Origin of the sequence: Celeribacter ethanolicus (assembly GCF_002407265.1) — a bacterium.
Classification (GTDB): Bacteria; Pseudomonadota; Alphaproteobacteria; order Rhodobacterales; family Rhodobacteraceae; genus Celeribacter; species Celeribacter ethanolicus.
On the sequence record NZ_CP022196.1, the window covers coordinates 420,458 to 438,125 of the forward strand.

Genomic DNA, 17,668 nt, shown 5'->3' on the forward strand with positions numbered 1-17,668 from the left:
CGGCGTCCGTCATGGAGACCCTGACATGGCCACTGCCACTCAAAAAATCACCCTGTCGTCCTCGCGCGACATCCCCTTCAACAAGCTGGTGCTCAGCCAGTCCAATGTCCGGCGCGTGAAGGCCGGCATCTCGGTCGAGGAACTGGCCGAGTCCATCGCCCGCCGCGGGCTGATCCAGTCCCTGCATGTCCGACCCGAGCTCGATGCCAAGGGGCAGGAAACCGGCCTCTTCGAAGTGCCGGCTGGCGGCCGCCGCTATCGGGCGCTGGAATTGCTGGTCAAGCAGAAGCGCCTCAACAAAACCACGCCGGTGCCCTGTATCGTCTCGGAGGCCGGAGACGACATTCTGATCGACGAGGTGTCGCTTGCCGAGAATATCGAGCGCGCGCCGCTGCATCCGCTCGATCAGTTTCGCGCCTTCCAGGTCCTTCGTGAGAAGGGCATGAGCGAGGAGGAAATCGCCGCGGCCTTCTTCGTCGACGCCAAGGTGGTGAAACAGCGCCTGCGCCTGGTCTCGGTCTCGCCGGCGCTGCTCGAGACCTATGCCGAGGACGGCATGACGCTGGAACAGCTCATGGCCTTCACCGTTTCTGACGACCACGCCCGCCAAGAACAGGTCTGGGAGGCGATCAAGGATGGCTGGCAGAAGGAGCCCTACACCATCCGGCGCATGCTGACCGAAACCACGGTGCGGGCCTCCGACAAACGGGCTCTCTTCGTCGGCATCGAGGCCTATGAGGCGGCGGGAGGCTATGTGCTGCGCGATCTCTTCCAGCAGGACGATGGCGGCTGGCTTCAGGACCCGGTGCTGCTCGACCGGCTGGTCGGCGAGAGGCTGAAGGCCGAGGCGGAGACCATCGCCGCCGAGGGCTGGAAGTGGATCGAGGCCGCGGCGGATTTCCCCTACGGCCATACAAGTGGCCTGCGTCGCCTGACCGGCACCACCATCGACCTGACCGACGAGGAACGCGCCGAGCGTGAAAAGCTGCGGGACGAGTTCGACGGGCTGGAGGCGGAATATGCCCAGGCCGACGAGTTCCCCGACGAGGTGGATGTCCGTCTCGGCGAGATCGAGGAGGCACTGGAGGCCTTCGAAAACCGGCCGATGCGCTATGACGCGGATCAGATGGCCCGCGCCGGTGTCTTCGTCAGCCTCCGCCACGACGGCCAACTCGCCGTCGAGCGCGGCTATGTCCGTGCCGACGATGAGGTGGTGGAAGGTCAGGAAGGGCAGGGGGCCGATGGGTGTTCTCCCGAGGGCGGCGAGTCCGGTGGTGTGCAGCGCGCGGTCATCATGGTGGGCGGTACGGCGACCGAACCCGAGGAGGACGATGAGGTCGAGACCATCCGGCCTCTGCCCGATCGCCTCGTCAGCGAGTTGACCGCGCATCGCACGCTGGCGCTCCGCGATGCCGTGGCGGCGAACCCGCATGTGGCGATGACGGCGCTTCTGCATCGGCTGGTCACCGATTGCTTCCTGCCGCATTCCACCAGGGGGTGCCTCGAGGCCCATGTCCGGGAGGTTCATTTTCCGGCACAGGCCGACGATCTGGGCGAAAGCGCCTCGGCGCGCGCCATCGCCGACCGCCACGAACGCTGGGGCGATCATATCCCGACCGACGATGCGGCGCTCTGGGACTGGCTGGTCGATCAGGACGACGACACCCGCATGGAGTTGCTCGCCCATTGCATCAGCTTCGGCGTCAACGCCTTGCACGAGAAGCCCAACCCCTATGGCGGCATGGGCGTCAGCCAGCACGGGCTCGACGTGCGCCTGTCCCAAGCCGACCGGCTGGCGCGGGCAACAGGCCTCGACATGGTGGCCGTGGGCTGGCGGCCGACCGTCGGCAACTATCTCGGTCGCGTGACCAAGCCGCGGATCATCGAGGCGGTGCGTGAGGGCGCCGGCGAGCGGGCCGCCCAGCTCATCGACCATTTGAAGAAGAGCGATATGGCCACGGAGGCCGAGCGCCTGCTGGCCGAAACCGGCTGGTTGCCGGAGCCGCTGCGCATGGTAGATCGCGATGCCGATATCGCGGTGGATGCCGGGGGCGACACGGAGGCGGATGATCTGCCTGAATTCCTTGCCGGCAATGGCGAGGATGAAGACGCCACGGAGGGCGAGGAGCAGCCAATGGTCGCCGCCGAATGATCTTCAGGTGGGGCGGCGTTGGCTGCCCCGCCACATCTCTTCCGTTTCAGAAACGCGCCCGGTCCTCGTGACCGGGCTTTTTCTTTGGAGAATCCTGATGCCTGCAACGATCGATATTGACCAGATCTTCCGCGAGGACAGCGCCAACCCGCCTTCGGAGCGCACGCTGCCCTGGGAGGAAACCCGCGACGGCATCACCGTGGTGGTGGAGCCGAAACCGCATTGGGCCGAAGATATGCGTGTCTTTCGCCTCGAAAAGCGAGAATACTGCCGCTACGCCGATTGGGCCGCGAATGGCGGTCATGCCCGATTTTACGGTCATATCGACACGAGCGGCGATGAGGTGATGATGAGAACTCGGGCCATGATTGCGCGCGAGATCGCTGATGGTCTTTGGGATTGAGCCTTACGTCGCGTTGAAAACATGCAAGGAGTTTCCCGGGGCTTATCGGCGCGGTGGGTTTTGCAATCTCGGCCCGATCGTCGGCATTTCTTTCCAGAGGTGCGGACGATCCGCGCTTAAAGGCAACTTGGACTGTTGTCCAAGCAGGGCCTTCATCCGCCCTCAATGAGACGTGCTTTCCATCGGAGACATGACGCATGACGACCTTTCTTATCTACCCGCTGGCCGCCCTAGCCGAGATCGCAGGCTGTTTCGCGCTCTGGTCGTGGTGGCGCGGCGCTTCTATCTGGTGGCTTGTGCCGGGCGTGACGAGCTTGGTCCTCTTCGGCGGGCTGCTCGCTTTGATCGATACCGAGGCCGCCGACCGCGCATTTGCCGCTTATGGTGGGGTTTACATCATCGCGTCGCTGCTCTGGATGTGGAGCATGGAGGGGCAGCGACCGACCCTGTGGGACCTGACCGGGGGCAGTCTGTGCCTCCTTGGCGCCTTCGTCATCCTGCTTGGTTCCCGCGCAGTCTGATGCCCTGAGCCTGTCCTGCCCTGCTGCGCCACACCGAGGTCGGCGATCGGGAAAAATATATGTTGCGCAGCACCTTGCGGCGATGGGGGCGACCTTCCAGATAATCGGGATCGTGTCACGTCAGCCCCGCGGAGTGGCAATCATGATTGAAACCTGGGTGCCGCTGCTGGGAGGTCTGATTTTGCTGGTTGCCGGGGGAGAGCTTCTGGTGCGCGGGGCCGTGCAGGCGGCCGAGCGCATCGGGATCTCGCCACTGGTGATCGGCCTGACGCTCGTGGGTTTCGGAACCTCAATGCCAGAGCTGGTGACATCGGTGCAGGCGGGGTTGAATGGATCTCCGGGCATCGCTTACGGCAACATTGTGGGCTCCAACATCGCGAACATCCTTCTGATCGCAGGCGTGTCTGCCCTCATCTGTCCGATCGTTGTTGCGCGGTCCGCACTTCGCAGGGATGCCATCGTGATGCTGGCGGTCGCAGCAGGCTTTGCGGGTCTGGCCTGGGCCGTGCCCATGGGGCGGATGGCGGGTGCAGGGTTCGTGGTCATGCTGATCGGCTACATCTGGTTCGTGATCCATCAGGAAAGGGTCGCGGCCGATGGAGGAGCCCTGCACGACAAGAGCCTGGCGTTGGCAGAGGTCGACCCGGGACTTGCGCCGCCTCATGCGGTGAAGCGTCTGGCCGTCCCCATTCTTGTTGCCCTTGCCGGCTTGATACTTGTGGTCGCTGGCGGATCTTTCCTTGTGAGCGGAGCTGTGGCGCTGGCGCGCGGGTTCGGGGTCTCCGAGACGGTGATTGGATTGACCATCGTGGCGGTCGGCACCTCCATGCCGGAGCTGATCACGTCGGTCATCGCCGCCTTGAAACGCCATGGGGATGTGGCGTTCGGCAACGTGGTCGGGTCGAACATTTACAACATTCTCGGGATCGGGGGAACGACCGCCCTTATCGCCCCGTCACAGGTCCCATCCGAAATCGCAGGGTTCGACGCGCCCGTGATGGTGGCGGTGTCACTTCTGTTGGTGCTGTTTGCCGCTACCGGCCTGAGGATCGGTCGGCGTGAGGGCGCGGTTCTTGTAACCGGATATGTCGCCTACCTCTGGATGCTTTGGCCGTGACGCAGGTACCGCCCCGCCGTCAGATTTCGGCTGAGTTTCAGCAATGGCACGGCAGTCCTGTCAGCTCAAGCTGGGGTTGCCCTATCGCAAACCTGAAGTTCCGAAGAGGGGTCGGCGCCCTCATGCGCGTCTTCAAGCAGGAAGGGTGGCATCCCCTAATCGCACGCGGTCAGAAGCCGGAAACGGAGACAAAATTTGGTCTTCCCCAATGCCGGCCAAAACCCACTCCCGCACGAAGCGGGCAGTGTGTCATCCCAGTCGGGAGAGGACTGCGAGGGGTGAGGAAATTAAATAGTTTGAGCTGACGAGTCAGAAAACCCAACCTTTTAATTTAATTGTGTTTTTTTGAGCCTCTGGCGAACCATTTCTGGGGGCTAAAAATCGAAAGGCCGCTGACAGAGCTGGCAGCCGCGTCAACGGCCAAATCGTAAAGTTTGCACGAACTGAATACCAGATCGCGAGCCTGATCGCAATTTCGGGAGGGGGCAATGTCTGAGCCTTTGCCCTTCTGCAAGGTCAAGCTGCAATACTTGCTTGAGATGGTCACTGACCACGAGTTGGACGACAACGCCCTGCGCGTGGCGCTCTACCTCGCACTGGCCCATGGAGCGTGGGGCCAACAAGGGGAAATTATCGCGCTACCGCCCGACAAAGGCGGCTATGCAGCGGGCCACGGATCGGCGCCGCGAAGGGGACAAGGTTGTCCCCCTTACCCTGTGTTTGCTATGGAAGAGATCATTTCTTGACGGCAGAGCCCGTCTGGGCAACATTATAAAGGTACCCGGTCAGCCGGATTCCAAACGACTTGCTGACCTAAGCGGCCAGAATTTTCCGACATAGGACGTTATCCATCCTGATCTCGCGGATGCGGAATGGGAACTTTTCAATGACGTTGTTCACGAAGTTGATTGCATTGGTCTGAGTGTGTTTCTCGTAGACTTTGAGTGCGCGAACCCTCGTAGCATTATCAATGGCGGTATATTGGAATTGGAAAGCTTGGAATCATGAAACGCGGTTTGTAAAAGCAAAGCGGCAGAGACGATGCTCTGCCGCTTCACCTTCCGGTGGTGCATCAACGAACGCTGATCGGCTCTATTGGAGCCTGACCGCGCTCAGTCGGTCCACCGAAAACGCCATCTTCCATACGTTATAGAGAGATGACGTCATTCCTGGACGTTGTGTGGCAAGGCTTGTCGTGTGTCCAAAGCCTTGTCAGCTGCAAGGCGCTCAAAGAAATGATGCCAACCGAGGTCGGATTTCTTCTTCTTTTGAGTAATGGTCATCATCGCAGGGGTCTCACCTGCGGGGGTCTTTTTGAGTGTCATGTTTGGCCCTCCATCGTATTCCGGAAACATCCCGGAATTTCATCTTGAGCCCATGAAATCGGCTCAAGTGTTTTTCTTGTCGGTGGCAAGCGGGCTGTCAGGCGCGTCCTTGCCTGCGTCGCGCGACAGTCGTGCGGCCTTGAGGCTGGCCGTCAGGTCGGCACGTCGTGCTGCCTCCGTTTCGATGATCTCGCGAGCCGCCGCAGCCGTACGGTCATGCGGCGTGGCTGGCTTGGTCGTCGTTTGGCGAAACAGGGAGGCGGCCTTGTCTTTATGGGGCATGAAGCCTCCTTGGTTGTGGGACCCGGCAATGACCGCCGGGTCCGAAACCGGTCAGATCAGGCGAGTGCCAGATTGGTCGCGGACTCGCGTCCGTCGCGCCCGGCTTCGACATCGAAGGTCACGTCTTGACCTTCATCCAGCTGCGCGATGCCGCCGCGTTCCATCGCCGAAATGTGGACGAAAATGTCGCGTCCACCGGTTTTCGGTGCGATGAAGCCGAAGCCTTTAGTTTGGTTGAACCATTTCACAGTGCCATTGGCCATTGTGATGTCTCCTTGATTATTTTGCAGCCCACGCGAATGCGGATGCCCGGCACAGTCTGATCGAAATGGCAGACTGGAACCGATAAGGGAGACAGGATGCAGATGGAAAAAACGTTGCTCCTATTGGGTACAGGACGTGGCTCCGAATAGCAAAGGAAAAGAAATAAAAGATTTGACGGTCCGGGTGCGGCGTGGTTTTTGGGGCCGCCAATTGGTGGGTGGTCATGTGATCTGATCGCTCCAGACTGCGAAGCCTGACAGGAGGCTTTCGCCAAAAGAATGGGTCAGCGGCACGTCCGCGGCATCCCGCCCTTGCGCGACCAGAACCCGTCCGATGCGCAGCATGTTGTTGCGCGGATCGAACACCCACCAGCGCCCATCGAGCCAGACCTCCATCCAGGCAGCGAAATCGCCCGGCGGATAGGGCGGCTCCATGCCGATGTCGCCCAGATAGCCGGTACAATACCGCGCGGGAATGTTCATACAGCGGCAAAAGGTGATCGCCAGATGCGCATAATCGCGACAGACGCCCTGCGCGTCGTGATTGGCCTGCGCAGCGCTGCGTGTGGCATCCGCAGCAAGGTAATCGAAGCGGATATGTCCATGCACGAAATCGCAGATCGCCTGCACCCGAGCCAATCCGGGGGGCGTATTTTGAAACAACTGCCATGCCGTGTCGGATAGGGTGTCGGTGTCGCAATACCGGCTGCCCAAAAGATAGACGAGCACCTCGTCCGGTAGGGCCTCAACCGGGGCCTGTGTGCCGATTTCAGGACGCGCGTCGGGCAGGCCCGTGTCCCGAATAATCGTTTGCGTCTCAATGGTGAAACGTCCTTGTGGCGCGATCAGCCGCGTGCACCAATTGCCGAACCCGTCACGATAGCCGCTCATCGGCACGCGGGGCGTGGTGGTGAGGTGATCCGGGTATTCCAGATCGCTGACCCGTGAGAAATGCACGTTCAAAAGCGCGATCATCGGGGTCGGTTGCGGCAGCTCGAACTGGAAACGGCAGCCGAGTTTGATGCGAAGATCAGGTGGGGTCATGGCGCGTTTCCTGTTTGTTTCGTCCAGCTTCCGGATGCCGGGGCACCTTCGGTGGTCTCATGATTTGCGATTATGGCGCGACCACGCCTTGCGCAATTCGGAGCCGACGGGGGCATACGACGCATCGAAAATCGAGCGACGCGGTTTCGGCGCCTCGCCAGTGGTCGGCTTGATCTGGGGCTTTTGTGTGATGGGTGTTTTCTCGGCGTCGGTTTCGGTGCTGTGACCAATGTGTTTTGTCATTTTGAGTGTCCTTTCCGGGAGCAACCTGCGGATGCGGAAAAGACGCCACAGACATGTGGCAGCCTCCTCGGGATCGGCAACTTGGGACCAGTTCGTTTGGTGTGTCGTGCGGATACGAGGAGAAACTGGGGGCATATTGCGCACCGCAGCGATGGCGCGGGTCGTCGCCCGCCTGTGAGAATTTCCTTGTAACCTCAATAGATATGGGGGATCGCGCACCGCATTACCAGTGAAATGACATGCGCGCGGCGCAACTTATCCATGAAGTTACCGTGGGATGGCGAGACGCGGCCCGGCTTGCCCGAGTTTCAGAAAATAATAGTGATTGTTTTCCATAGCTAAGGCGGGTTTCGATTCTTTCTCAGAAAAATGCCTCGTATTTCGGCGGCAGAGCATCTATGTATGCCTCATACGTCTGGCCCGTGGCGCATTCACCAAATGGCCCGCAGATGTGTCTCTGCCCCTCCGCAATCCGCGCGAGGCAGACGACGCGGTTGTTTTTTCAGTCGCAAAATTCATCACCTGACCAGGACGAAGGGTCCGCAGTACGGTGCAATAAGCCTGTGCGACGAAGATGCATGGTGGAGACATTCACCTGCGCCGCGCCACGTCCGGTCATTTCTCTTGAGTTCATCTGAACCAAGTCACCCAAAAGGGCAGATGCCGTTGGCCGCATGCCACGCGCTGCCCGAAACCGCGATCCCGTCTCTACGGTCATGCGGTTTGTATCCGAGAAAGAAAAAGACCTTGATCGAAATTTACTGGGGCACTCCCCTGTCGCTCGTCACTTCACCCGAGGGCGACGTGCAGAAATTCGGCACCATCGAAAAAGCGCGCCACTGGCTTCACCGCAAATGGCCCGTGTCAGACGACGCGCGGCAACGCGCACTGGAGACAATTGAAGCTGCAATGGATTGCATGGCCCCTGTCGGCGAGGCGCGCAAAGCGTTTATGATGGCCGCGAAAACCGCAGGTTTCTTGCCTGTGGTGGCATCGCAGACAGTCGCATAGCCAAGGTTTTCTGCGTAGTTACCCTCCCATGTCTCCTTTTGGTTGCCTCTGGAGCTTCTCTGCTCTCCTCATGAATGTCGGTGAGTGGGAAGGCCGTTCATTCCATTAAAGCGTTTCGCATTAAATCTGAATCACAGATTTAGGGCGAAGCGCTCACAACGCTTATATGTTGCACTGCGTTTTGCTTTTTCCCTGTCTCAGATAAAAAGCAAAACGCTTTAGCTCACATCAAAGGAGGCCCCTTTGTAGCCACGCAGAAAGGCACCATCCGCTCCGCCGGTGGACTGGGAAATCTCATGCAACGCAGAACCGATGAGGCCAAGCTGCCCCAGTGTTTAGCCCACGGCTTAAGGAAGGCGTGCGCGCGTCGTTTGGGCGAGGTTGGAGCCACAGCGCAAGAGATAGGAACGGAACCGGCCACAAAACTCTGGCCCTCGTGAAACGTTACACAGAGGCCATTGGCTGCGAAAGCATGGCTGATTCTGCAATTGAGAAACTGATCGCGCGTCCGAATGGCAAACGCAAATAGGCGAACCCTTCCAAGAAGTTCGTCAAACCCAAAGCTCACCCAATGAAGGGGAAGGTAAAATTATGAGAGGTGGTGAGCCGTGCAGGAATCAAACTTCGATATCGATACCGGTCTGAAGCAAGGCCGCGACTTCGGTCTGGATGGGCGTCATCAGATCGACGTCGACCTCCGGGGTTTCGATGCCGATAACGAGCGCATAGCGGGCCTTGCTGTTCGCTCGCCCCAGGGCTCGCCTTTCGCGCCACCAGCCCGAGATCGGGTAGACATAGAGGAGATCACGTTCCACGAGCTCGACGGCGCTGCCCTCCCAGATATCCATGTGAATGGAGCCGGCAGAGATCGACTTCGGCCCGAAGAACCAGCCGTCGTTGTCTTCGTTGATCGGGCGAGGGTCGTTTTCGCCACGGTCATCCTTGTTCACCCGGCGCAGGAAATTCCCGTCGGTTTCGCGTGCCCGCTTGAGGTCGAAGCGCAACCCAAAAGACTGATATCGGGCAGGATCGATCGCGCTTGCAAAGCTTGGGTTCGGCTCGACAAAATATGAGAGTGTCACCTTGAGGCGCACAGGCTGGTCGCCCAAATCCTCAAGGACTTGTCGGGGCCAGGGCAGGCGGTAGACATGAGCATCCGAGAAGCGCACGCTGCCATTCTCGACCCGGAACGGTTGGATATATTGCTCGGCAACCAACGCAAGATCATCGCGGGCCGAAGCAAGGGCGCGCCGAAGATCCGGTACCCCGTATCCGTATTTTCTTGCGAGCGCCTTTCTGTCCGACTTTGACGCGGTCGCGTTGAATTCCGCAAGCATATGCGGCGTCCACCGGGCGCTGTGCACGGTCAGGGCGCGGATGGTTTCAGGCCAATACTCCGGGTGCTCAGCCATGATCCGCGTCGTAAGCCGTGCCGCTTGCGCTGTCGCTGCGCTGGTTGCCCAGAAGGGTGTCACCGGATGCGGAGCGACCGATTTCGCCGTGGTGAGCACCGAGAGGGAAGGGAGGACCGACAGTGCTTCGAGCCCCGATCTGCTCAGCGCGCGGTTTCCAGCTTCAAAGACGATCTCCGGCTTGATCGGCGACTGCCCCGCGCGCCATAGCGCGCTCGTCCGACTGTAGGGGCTGCGGTCCCCGGGAGGTGACCATCCGCGCCAGTCTCGGTAACCGGCCTCTGCGATTTCTGATTTCAGAGTTGTGCCGCCGACCGTCAGGACATTCCATGCCTGTGCGGGATCTTCTCCCGGAAACGCGTCGCCATCAGCAATGTCCTCGGCGCGCGAGCTGTCCGCGATGTTGCCGATCGCCTGGACGAAAAGGCGCCGAATATGGTCCGGGCCTTCCTCGATTGCGTCCACGCCCGCCGAGATCTGGTCGAGAGCCGAGCTCCAGGCCGTCGGCTCCGCTCCCGATCGGTTTTCATTCGTCACGGCCATGCAAAAGACCCTCGGCCGCTCGGCAGCCGTTATCTCCGGTAGCGAACTGGCGGAGGTTGTAATCGCGCCATAGGAGCCGGGATCATTCTGCTCGAAGCCGTCCGGTGGAAGGATTTTGACGGACTCGAGGCGATGCGCAAGGACTGGATGCGACGCATCTCCCAACGGCATTGTCAGGTCGCCGTGGAGCGCCAGCCCGGCCATTCCGGATCCATGCCCGCTAGGACTATCATCATCCACCCCCCAATCAGCATGCACAGCGTGCATGTCACCCGGAGCCAGGGCAGGTTCAATCAAAGGATGGCCGCGGTTCACACCCGTATCGAGGAGGCAAACCGCGGGCACGTCGCGGCCTGGCCAGGTGATCCTTTCGGCCAGATCATTCACGAACGCGTTCGCCATCTCCTCGAGTTCATCCGTGAATACCGTCGGCGTATCGCTCGCCCGCCGGATTTCGGAAATGCCTCCCGTTGAAAACAGCAGCATCTCGATCGCTGCTCTGCGCCCATGCACCGGAAGAACCACGACTTCGGGGAAGTGCAGCCAGCTGTCTTCGCCCCCGACGGTCAGGCCGAGCCGCTGAGCGCTGGTCTCGACACGTTCGAGGCGGTCGGCAAAACACCACAAGGCCCACCACATTTCCGCCTGCGGATCATCGGGCAGAGCCAGGGGATCGTCGCGCCAGAACGTTCGCAAGCGCGCGGCGCGGATATGCTCGACAGGCTCGACGCGGGACTTCTTCGGGGCCTCGGCACCTTCGTCAACTTCCGTAAAGGCGTAATCCCTGAAAACCGCCTCAAAGACATCTCTGGTTTCATCGGGGACGAAGAGGGCAATGCGCCGCGCACCGGTTTCGGAAAGTGTGACGGCGCCCTGGCGTGTCCCCTCGCGCGTCTTCTCCAGCGTGGTCGGTCCCACAGAGGGCGCGAGCTCCACCTCAAGGTAGACGCCGTCGGATGCTGGAGCTCCCTCAGGTGCCCCCAAATCCTCTCGTCCGAGATCAGACGCCTCGAAGGTGGCTTCCAGCTCGCCGACAATGCGCTGGCCATGTTCCTCGCGGATGCGCTGGAGCGGCCGTTGTCGGGCGTTACTGCCTGGGGACTTGTAGTCGCGGGTTGTCGAAAGACCGCTCAGGTCGATGTGACGGTGCTCGTAATCAGCCAATGTGCCCCTGTTCTTCAGAGAACACCGTTCTCATGGCCTGGCGTTTGCGAAGCTCGCGCGTCAGATCGGCGGTGGAAATCTGATTTCGTTCTGAAAGGATTGCCGCTTTCACGGCCTCTTCTGCCGCATGGACAATTTCCGCCTGACTGAGGCAGTTGGCCGCGGCAACAATGGTTTTCCAATTGATCTTGGGATATTTCATCGGCGACAGATGTGCCTTGATAATGGCGCGCACTTCATCTGCTGATGGCATCTCAAACTGCAGAACTTCATCGAAGCGCCGCAATAGCGCGCGGTCGAGAAGAGAGGGATGGTTCGTAGCGGCCACCAGAACACTGTCGGTCGCAGAAGGCTCTTCCATGAACTGCAGGAAGCTGTTCAGTACCCGCCGCATTTCCGCGACATCATTCGTCGCCAACCTGTTGCTGCCCACGGCATCGAATTCATCAAAGAGATAAACACCTCTGCGCTTCTGCGCTTCGTCGAAAACCAGACGCAGTTTGGCGGCCGTTTCCCCCATAAAGCGCGTGATCAGGGTTTCGAGACGGATCACGAACAGAGGAAGATGGAGGTCGCCCGCGAGTGCCTCGGCGGTCATCGTCTTCCCCGATCCCGGAGGTCCGGCAAAGAGGAGGCGGCGGCTCGGTGTCTTCCCATGTTCCCGGAGCCAATCCCGACGCTGTTGCTGAAGCACAACCGCTTCGATATGACCTTTCACCTCTGCATTCAGCACCACATCGGCAAGATGGATCTGCGGGTCCCGCAGATCGAGAAGGCTGTCGAGGTCTCCACGCGGCCGAGAAAAGGCGATCGGAACAGACGCCCGCGTCCCGCGCTGTGAACGTGCGGCATCCACTGCCGCACGGATATCCTCTGCGGTCGCACGGTGTCCCTGGCGGGCCTCGCCAGCCGCAACCTGAAGCGCGATGGAGAAGAACTGTTCTTCATCGCCTTCCGCCTGGCTTCTGAGCATCGCCAGTATCTGTTTCGCATTTGACACCGCGTCGCCCCAGTCGTCTGTCTTTTCGTCGAATCCTAATTGACTCTCGCGGTTTTGGAAAGATCGGCGTGATCGAAACAAGTCGCACATGGGCATATTTGTTCTGCCCGCAGGTGCACGTTGCGGGGCTTTGCCCGGCGGATCGCCCCGTATCCACATCATTCGAGCGCTGTGACCTGGCTTCCAGAACCACTGTCGCACCACCGCCCATCAAGCGGTCAGGTCGCATGACCGTCATGCCGTGTACAGGGGGCGGAGGGTCACGCGGCGGCTCCAGTTCCAACTTCACCATGTCCCCGTCATCCCATCAAGGCACGTGCCATGGGTTCGGTCCCATCTCCGGCCTGTAACGCAATTCCTCTGTTGATGCTGCGGTAAGGGTTGGCCGGGCGAAGCATCTGCAAGGGGAGATCCGGCACCTGTCGGATGCAAGACACCACCCCCGCTTCCATTCGCTAACCTTGGTCTGATCCGTCTCTTTAACATTCAACCCCGGAGGGGTCGGCTTACGCATGCGTACCGCCCTCGGGGATTCGGAAAAAGTCCGAACGCCCGAGGGTGAGTGCAGATCCGGTCAGACACGTCGGGCGCTTGGTCAGCGCGGGGGATGGTCCCCCGCCTCCAAAGACAGGAGCCAATCCCGATGTCCTATGCAGATGCCACCGCTTTCGCCGCCAGCCTCGCCACCACTCTGATGGTCGTGATCGTCGTGTTCCAGGCCGGGGACGGAACCCACGGCACCATGCCCGCCGACGAGTTCGACGGTGACGAGGATATGGTGAAGCTGGAACTGGATCCTTTTGAATGAGGCGCGTAAGCGCCTCATTCACCCCCTCCAGCGCATTGCACCCGGACGTCGGCGCTGCGGCCTCTCAAGGCGCTTGGAGTTGCCAGCCACAGAGACGCTGAGCCGCCTATGATCCAGGCTCGATTTTTAGAGCGCTCTCAGGCTGTTGCAAAGGTTCTGGGCAACAGCTCCGATGAGGGGGCGTTGACGGTCACGAGGCCTTTCGCGGCCTGGGTTGCTGCCACGCAGATAGGGGATAGAGGAGGGACTTGGGCATTCCAATGCGTCCCCCTTACCGTTTCCTGACAGTTGGAAATGCGGTCGTGTTGCTGCTATTGATGCCTCGTATTTTCAGTGAAAGGGCAGAGGCATGAGTCTGGGTGACCGGATTGAATTTGCAGGCGGTTCTTATGAGGTGCGAGGCATGGTGGACGGACGATACGTCGTCCGGATCCGAAATCGGGACCGCAACAAGGAAGTATACAAGGTTTGGACCGAAAGCGAGCGGAACGATTTTGATAAGGTGCAGAAAAATCGCGCCGACAACGCCGATAGGAACGCGCAAATATACGAACGCAACCTTGCCGGAGAGACGAAAGCAAGCCTGGCGCGGGAATTCAGCTTGAGCCCCACCAGTATTGGACAGATCTGTGCCAAACAGGCACGAAAAGAAAAATCTAGGAACATCCGTCAGTCAAGGACCCGATAACCTCCGTCATCTTCCCATTTCACGATATCAGAGTCTTTTGGGACATCCATATCGTAATAGCTGAACTCAGATGCCTGCTTGATCCACTTATATTGTGCGCGGGTGAACCTCAGCATCATGAGGTTTTCCCGAATTTCCAAATGGATCTGCTTGATATTGGCATTGCGTGCGAAGGCCGCAGATACGAATTCCACTGTGCGATAGCCCGCACCGATAGTCCGGGCGCTGCCGTCCGCTTCCCAAAGTTGCTGGCGCATCGCCGGGCCGTAAGCGTCTCGCATGATGGGCAGCAGCTCCATCTGTTTGCGGACAAGCAACTGCCGGAACTTCTGGCGCTTCTGCCGGGCTTCATCGTTCAGATCCAGCGCGTTGCCTTCCTCATACAGCAATGCCCATGCACCGATGAGCAACAGGCCGGTGTTGATGGTGGCAACGTCGCCGGTATACTTCGATGCCTGCACGCCGGGGATAGAGGCAATCTCCCGGTCCAATTGCTCGATATAGCTGGCAACCTTAGCTGCCTGTTCGGCTTGGCGTGTTGCCGCAACTTCCTCCGCCCGCGCCGCGGCTGCGGCTTCAGCCTCAGCTTTTCGGGCGGCGTCCGCAGCCTCAACCTCGGCCTTTCGCGCCGCTTCTGCCTCAGCGACCTTCGCCGCTTCTATGGCGTAGCGTTCGGGAGCCAGGTCTTCCAACTCCGAAAGCCACTTGGTTTGATCGCGATCTTCAAGTTCTGCCAGATAGGCGGCAGGGTCCGTTGCCCGCAGATCAGCCAGGCGCTGCGTATCCGACACGAGGCCATAGGACGCTGCAGTGGTCAGAAGTCCGACAAAGAACGCGACGGACGCGCTGAATGCGCGGTGCCCCAAGTGAAGTTGGGGGAGCGGTTTGAACACCGCCACCAAAGGTATTACGAGGAAAACCAGCCCGACCCATACCCCAATTTTCGGCGCAACCGTTGCAAGGATCATGCCCGCGATTGTCAGGGCAACAACAATGCCGAATCCTTTCAGAAAAGCTTTCACTTCGACGCCCCTTTCAGATCACGGGTTATAGAGCGAGAACACCCCGCCTTCGAACAGGTACCAAGCGGATTTCCGCGCCTCGTTCGTGACAAATGGATACATCACATGCCGCTTGGCTGGGTTGCCGCCACCCTCACAAGTGATGCGGTGAACAAAAATGGTTTCGCTGTTTAGCGTCATTTCCTCGCGAAGCGGCAAGAACAATTCAAATTCGGGATTGGTGAAAAAGGCGTCATTGTCATACGAGGTATAGGAGGAAGACTGACCAGCATAGTCGCATTTATAGAAAACGCCTTCTGCGTATCCGCGATTGAAGGTCTGAGACTGACCGATGACACTTTGCGGGTTGATAAACCACGCTTCGCCGGTGAAACCTACAACCGACCAACGGGTGTCTATGAAGTCAGCCTGCGCTGGGGTGAACAGGAGAGCACCGAATGCGGCGGCCAGGATTGTGGAAACTGGTTTCATAAATATTCTCAGTATTCAAAGGAACGAGGCGATCTCGCGGCATCGGTTTCCATTTCGATGCAGCCTTGAAGGATACTATAAGACCCACCGCTAACCCGCGCGACCTCATCGCAGTAATTGCGCGAAGTGCCGGACAGTTGTGACCAAACGGGTTTCAGGACGTCGTAAGCCTGCTGTTCCATATCCATGCAGCCGTTACGGATCATCGCGGATCCACCGCTAACATCCGCGACTTGTTGGCAGTAGCTTGCAACATCGTAACGGGGAATGGTCTGGGCCTGCGCCGGAATGCCAAAGCACGCAAAGGGCACCAGAGAAATAAAACCCGCTCTGCTCAAGATCCACTCCAAGTAAAATTCACAATATGTGCCCACACCATAGCGCGAATGCAATCATACTATCCAGATGAAACAACCCTCCTGCCGGCTTCGTCCTGAAGGAGGGGCGTCCCGGTTGGTGCCGCCGGACAGAGAGAGGCAGAGAAGGGAGGGGGCTCCGTGACGGATTGAAAGCCGGGGGAGAGGCCTCCGGCGCCCGTCGCGGAGATGTCCCGATGAACGCACTTACTTCCTGTTTTCCGGCCAATGCACTGCCAGCAATGCTCGCAGACGCCGGCCCCTTCAGCCTGATCTGCGTCGGCGAAACCTTGGTTCATGATCCCGACCTCGGCTCCTGGCCAGTCCAGACCACCTTCCTCCTCGGCCGGTTCCGAGAGCTTGACGAGGCCATTGGGTGTGCCGCGCGTCGGGGCCGCCCCGGCGGGCTTCGCGCGGAATACATGCTGGGTTTCACGCCGAACCTGCTGGTGCTTCAGGACCACCAGCAACGGTTGTGTCTGGCTGGACAGATCGCATCGGCCGGCTTGATCTGGTGCGCGCCGGTCGCCTCCGAGGCGGAGGCGCGGCGTGTGGTGCAGAAGGCCTGTCGTCTCCGAGGGCAGGCGATGGCAGCCCAGGATCGGGGCGAATACGAGACAGCGTGTGATCTGCGGCGCGATGCCACCGCCCTCGATGCCCGTCTGGTCGACCCGGCCTGGCGGGGTGCCGTGCAGATCGGTCGGCTTCAGGCCGCCTGATCCCTCATCCGCCTTCCCATCCCCTTCGCCCGGCCTCGCGCCGGGCTTTCTCATTTCAGGAGCCTGATATGGCCGACTATTTCACCCATTTCTCCTGCCTGCTTGACGTGGGTACCCCCGAGAATGCTGCCCGCGCGCTTGATCTCTACAACGCGCTCTCGAATGAGAGCGCCGCTGAAGATCCGCCCTCGGACGGCTTCCTGCTCTCCATTCAGCCCGAGCATGGCGGAACCCAGCTCTGGATGCGTGATGACGTCACAGGCGATCCCGAGCATGTCATCCAGTTCGTCAAACGCTGCGCGAAGGAGTTCGGTCTGACCGGCCTCTGGGGGATGCAATACGCCAATACCTGCTCGAAGCCGCGTGTGGACGGGTTCGGCGGCGGGGCGCACGTCCTCGATCTCGCCACCGGAGAGACGGTGGATTGGATCTACACGGACGGCTGGCTTGCCATCGTTCTCGACGGAGGCGATCCCTATGTCTGATATTATCGAAACCATCGTCTATCGGTTTGAGGAACTTTCCGAAACGGCGCGGGACAAAGCCCGCGCCTGGTATCGCGAGAGTGGCTTCGACGATGACTGGTACAATGCCGTCTATGAGGATTTCCAGCGCGTCGCCGAAATCCTCGGGCTGAACCTCAAGACCCGAACCGTCCGGTTGATGGGCGGCGGCACACGGCAGGAACCCTGCATCTGGTTCCGGGGGTTCTGGAGTCAGGGCGATGGTGCCTGCTTCGAAACTTTCTATGCCTACCGCAAGGGCGCCCCGCGACGCATCAGAGAATACGCGCCGCAGGATACTGCGCTTCATCGCATCGCCGATGCTCTTCAGGCAATCCAGCGTCGAAATTTCTACCAGCTTCGCGCCGAGGCCAGCCATCGTGGCCATTATTGTCACGCATACTGCATGGCGATCTCGGTCGAGCGTGACAGCCCGAGCTGGCAGGACATGACCGCCGATGCCGAGGACACCATGATTGAGGCGTTGCGCAATCTCGCCCGCTGGCTCTACCGCCAGCTCGAGAGCGAAGATGACTATCTGTCCTCGGATGACGTTGTCGATGAGGCCATCATCGCCAACGGCTACACTTTCACCGAAGCCGGCCAACGGTTTGGGTGAGG

At 59.9% G+C, this 17,668-nt stretch carries 21 protein-coding genes and 1 pseudogene; 11 read left to right on the plus strand and 11 right to left on the minus strand.

The features are described 5' to 3' along the window. Positions 1-25 precede the first annotated feature (25 nt). The 5 genes from CEW89_RS02010 (at position 26) to CEW89_RS02030 (ending at position 4,939) form a co-directional block, all read left to right on the plus strand. Complete coding sequence (locus tag CEW89_RS02010) at positions 26-2,152, plus strand: ParB/RepB/Spo0J family partition protein (RefSeq protein WP_096804709.1); 2,127 nt, start codon at positions 26-28, stop codon at positions 2,150-2,152. Positions 2,153-2,249: 97 nt separating this feature from the next. Next, complete coding sequence (locus tag CEW89_RS02015; protein ID WP_043871736.1) at positions 2,250-2,555, plus strand: hypothetical protein; 306 nt, start codon at positions 2,250-2,252, stop codon at positions 2,553-2,555. A 197-nt stretch (positions 2,556-2,752) separates the two neighbouring features. Then, on the plus strand, positions 2,753-3,076 hold the full coding sequence (locus tag CEW89_RS02020; RefSeq protein WP_096804710.1) for a YnfA family protein: 324 nt from the start codon (positions 2,753-2,755) through the stop codon (positions 3,074-3,076). Positions 3,077-3,218: 142 nt separating this feature from the next. Then, positions 3,219-4,193 (plus strand): calcium/sodium antiporter, encoded by a 975-nt coding sequence (locus tag CEW89_RS02025; RefSeq protein WP_096807097.1) that lies wholly within the window; start codon positions 3,219-3,221, stop codon positions 4,191-4,193. 488 nt (positions 4,194-4,681) lie between these two features. Beyond that, positions 4,682-4,939 (plus strand): hypothetical protein, encoded by a 258-nt coding sequence (locus CEW89_RS02030; protein WP_043870046.1) that lies wholly within the window; start codon positions 4,682-4,684, stop codon positions 4,937-4,939. A 97-nt stretch (positions 4,940-5,036) separates the two neighbouring features. On the opposite strand, the pseudogene CEW89_RS02035 reads toward CEW89_RS02030, so the two are convergent. From CEW89_RS02035 to CEW89_RS02060, 6 genes and pseudogenes are all read right to left on the minus strand, one after another. Then, positions 5,037-5,183, minus strand: a pseudogene (locus CEW89_RS02035) (IS481 family transposase); the annotation flags it as partial. Between the two features lie 173 nt (positions 5,184-5,356). After that, the gene (locus tag CEW89_RS02040; protein ID WP_157779732.1) at positions 5,357-5,518 is read right to left on the minus strand and encodes a hypothetical protein; all 162 of its coding nucleotides are present in this window, start codon (positions 5,516-5,518) and stop codon (positions 5,357-5,359) included. Positions 5,519-5,581: 63 nt separating this feature from the next. After that, a complete protein-coding gene (locus CEW89_RS02045; RefSeq protein WP_244906135.1) occupies positions 5,582-5,800 on the minus strand; it encodes a hypothetical protein in 219 nt (72 codons plus the stop codon). A 56-nt stretch (positions 5,801-5,856) separates the two neighbouring features. Further along, complete coding sequence (locus CEW89_RS02050; RefSeq protein ID WP_096804712.1) at positions 5,857-6,063, minus strand: cold-shock protein; 207 nt, start codon at positions 6,061-6,063, stop codon at positions 5,857-5,859. A gap of 222 nt (positions 6,064-6,285) precedes the next feature. Next, a complete protein-coding gene (locus CEW89_RS02055; protein ID WP_244906136.1) occupies positions 6,286-7,107 on the minus strand; it encodes a transglutaminase-like domain-containing protein in 822 nt (273 codons plus the stop codon). 57 nt (positions 7,108-7,164) lie between these two features. Then, entirely contained in the window at positions 7,165-7,350 is a 186-nt protein-coding gene (locus CEW89_RS02060; RefSeq protein WP_096804713.1) for a hypothetical protein, read from the minus strand. 747 nt (positions 7,351-8,097) lie between these two features. On the opposite strand from CEW89_RS02060, the gene CEW89_RS02065 reads away from it, so the two are divergent. Further along, the gene (locus CEW89_RS02065) at positions 8,098-8,361 is read left to right on the plus strand and encodes a DUF982 domain-containing protein (protein ID WP_342352344.1); all 264 of its coding nucleotides are present in this window, start codon (positions 8,098-8,100) and stop codon (positions 8,359-8,361) included. 617 nt (positions 8,362-8,978) lie between these two features. Here CEW89_RS02065 and CEW89_RS02070 read toward each other — a convergent pair. Next, positions 8,979-11,480 carry a S8 family peptidase gene (locus tag CEW89_RS02070; protein ID WP_096804715.1) on the minus strand — a complete coding sequence of 834 codons (2,502 nt, stop codon included), beginning with the start codon at positions 11,478-11,480 and terminating at the stop codon, positions 8,979-8,981. After that, a complete protein-coding gene (locus tag CEW89_RS02075) occupies positions 11,473-12,570 on the minus strand; it encodes an AAA family ATPase (protein WP_244906137.1) in 1,098 nt (365 codons plus the stop codon). Before CEW89_RS02075 ends, CEW89_RS02070 begins: the two co-directional genes overlap by 8 nt. Positions 12,571-13,123: 553 nt before the next feature. Between CEW89_RS02075 and CEW89_RS02080 the strand changes: the two genes are divergently transcribed. Then, positions 13,124-13,288 (plus strand): hypothetical protein, encoded by a 165-nt coding sequence (locus CEW89_RS02080; RefSeq protein WP_198403480.1) that lies wholly within the window; start codon positions 13,124-13,126, stop codon positions 13,286-13,288. Between the two features lie 349 nt (positions 13,289-13,637). Continuing rightward, positions 13,638-13,976, plus strand: a complete 339-nt coding sequence (locus CEW89_RS02085; protein ID WP_096804718.1) for a hypothetical protein — start codon at positions 13,638-13,640, stop codon at positions 13,974-13,976. Here CEW89_RS02085 and CEW89_RS02090 read toward each other — a convergent pair. Genes CEW89_RS02090 through CEW89_RS02100 form a run of 3 tightly spaced genes read right to left on the minus strand, consistent with a single transcriptional unit; the run spans position 13,958 to position 15,807 of the window. After that, on the minus strand, positions 13,958-14,998 hold the full coding sequence (locus tag CEW89_RS02090) for a hypothetical protein (RefSeq protein WP_096804719.1): 1,041 nt from the start codon (positions 14,996-14,998) through the stop codon (positions 13,958-13,960). The genes CEW89_RS02085 and CEW89_RS02090 overlap by 19 nt on opposite strands. Positions 14,999-15,016: 18 nt before the next feature. Further along, positions 15,017-15,469 carry a hypothetical protein gene (locus CEW89_RS02095; protein ID WP_096804720.1) on the minus strand — a complete coding sequence of 151 codons (453 nt, stop codon included), beginning with the start codon at positions 15,467-15,469 and terminating at the stop codon, positions 15,017-15,019. Between the two features lie 8 nt (positions 15,470-15,477). After that, complete coding sequence (locus tag CEW89_RS02100) at positions 15,478-15,807, minus strand: hypothetical protein (protein WP_096807100.1); 330 nt, start codon at positions 15,805-15,807, stop codon at positions 15,478-15,480. 215 nt (positions 15,808-16,022) lie between these two features. On the opposite strand from CEW89_RS02100, the gene CEW89_RS02105 reads away from it, so the two are divergent. From CEW89_RS02105 to CEW89_RS02115, 3 genes are all read left to right on the plus strand, one after another. Further along, the gene (locus CEW89_RS02105; protein WP_157779734.1) at positions 16,023-16,544 is read left to right on the plus strand and encodes a hypothetical protein; all 522 of its coding nucleotides are present in this window, start codon (positions 16,023-16,025) and stop codon (positions 16,542-16,544) included. A gap of 68 nt (positions 16,545-16,612) precedes the next feature. Continuing rightward, on the plus strand, positions 16,613-17,029 hold the full coding sequence (locus CEW89_RS02110) for a hypothetical protein (RefSeq protein WP_096804722.1): 417 nt from the start codon (positions 16,613-16,615) through the stop codon (positions 17,027-17,029). After that, positions 17,022-17,666, plus strand: coding sequence for an antitoxin of toxin-antitoxin stability system (locus CEW89_RS02115; protein WP_096804723.1), 645 nt, complete (start codon positions 17,022-17,024; stop codon positions 17,664-17,666). Before CEW89_RS02110 ends, CEW89_RS02115 begins: the two co-directional genes overlap by 8 nt. Positions 17,667-17,668: the final 2 nt, after the last annotated feature.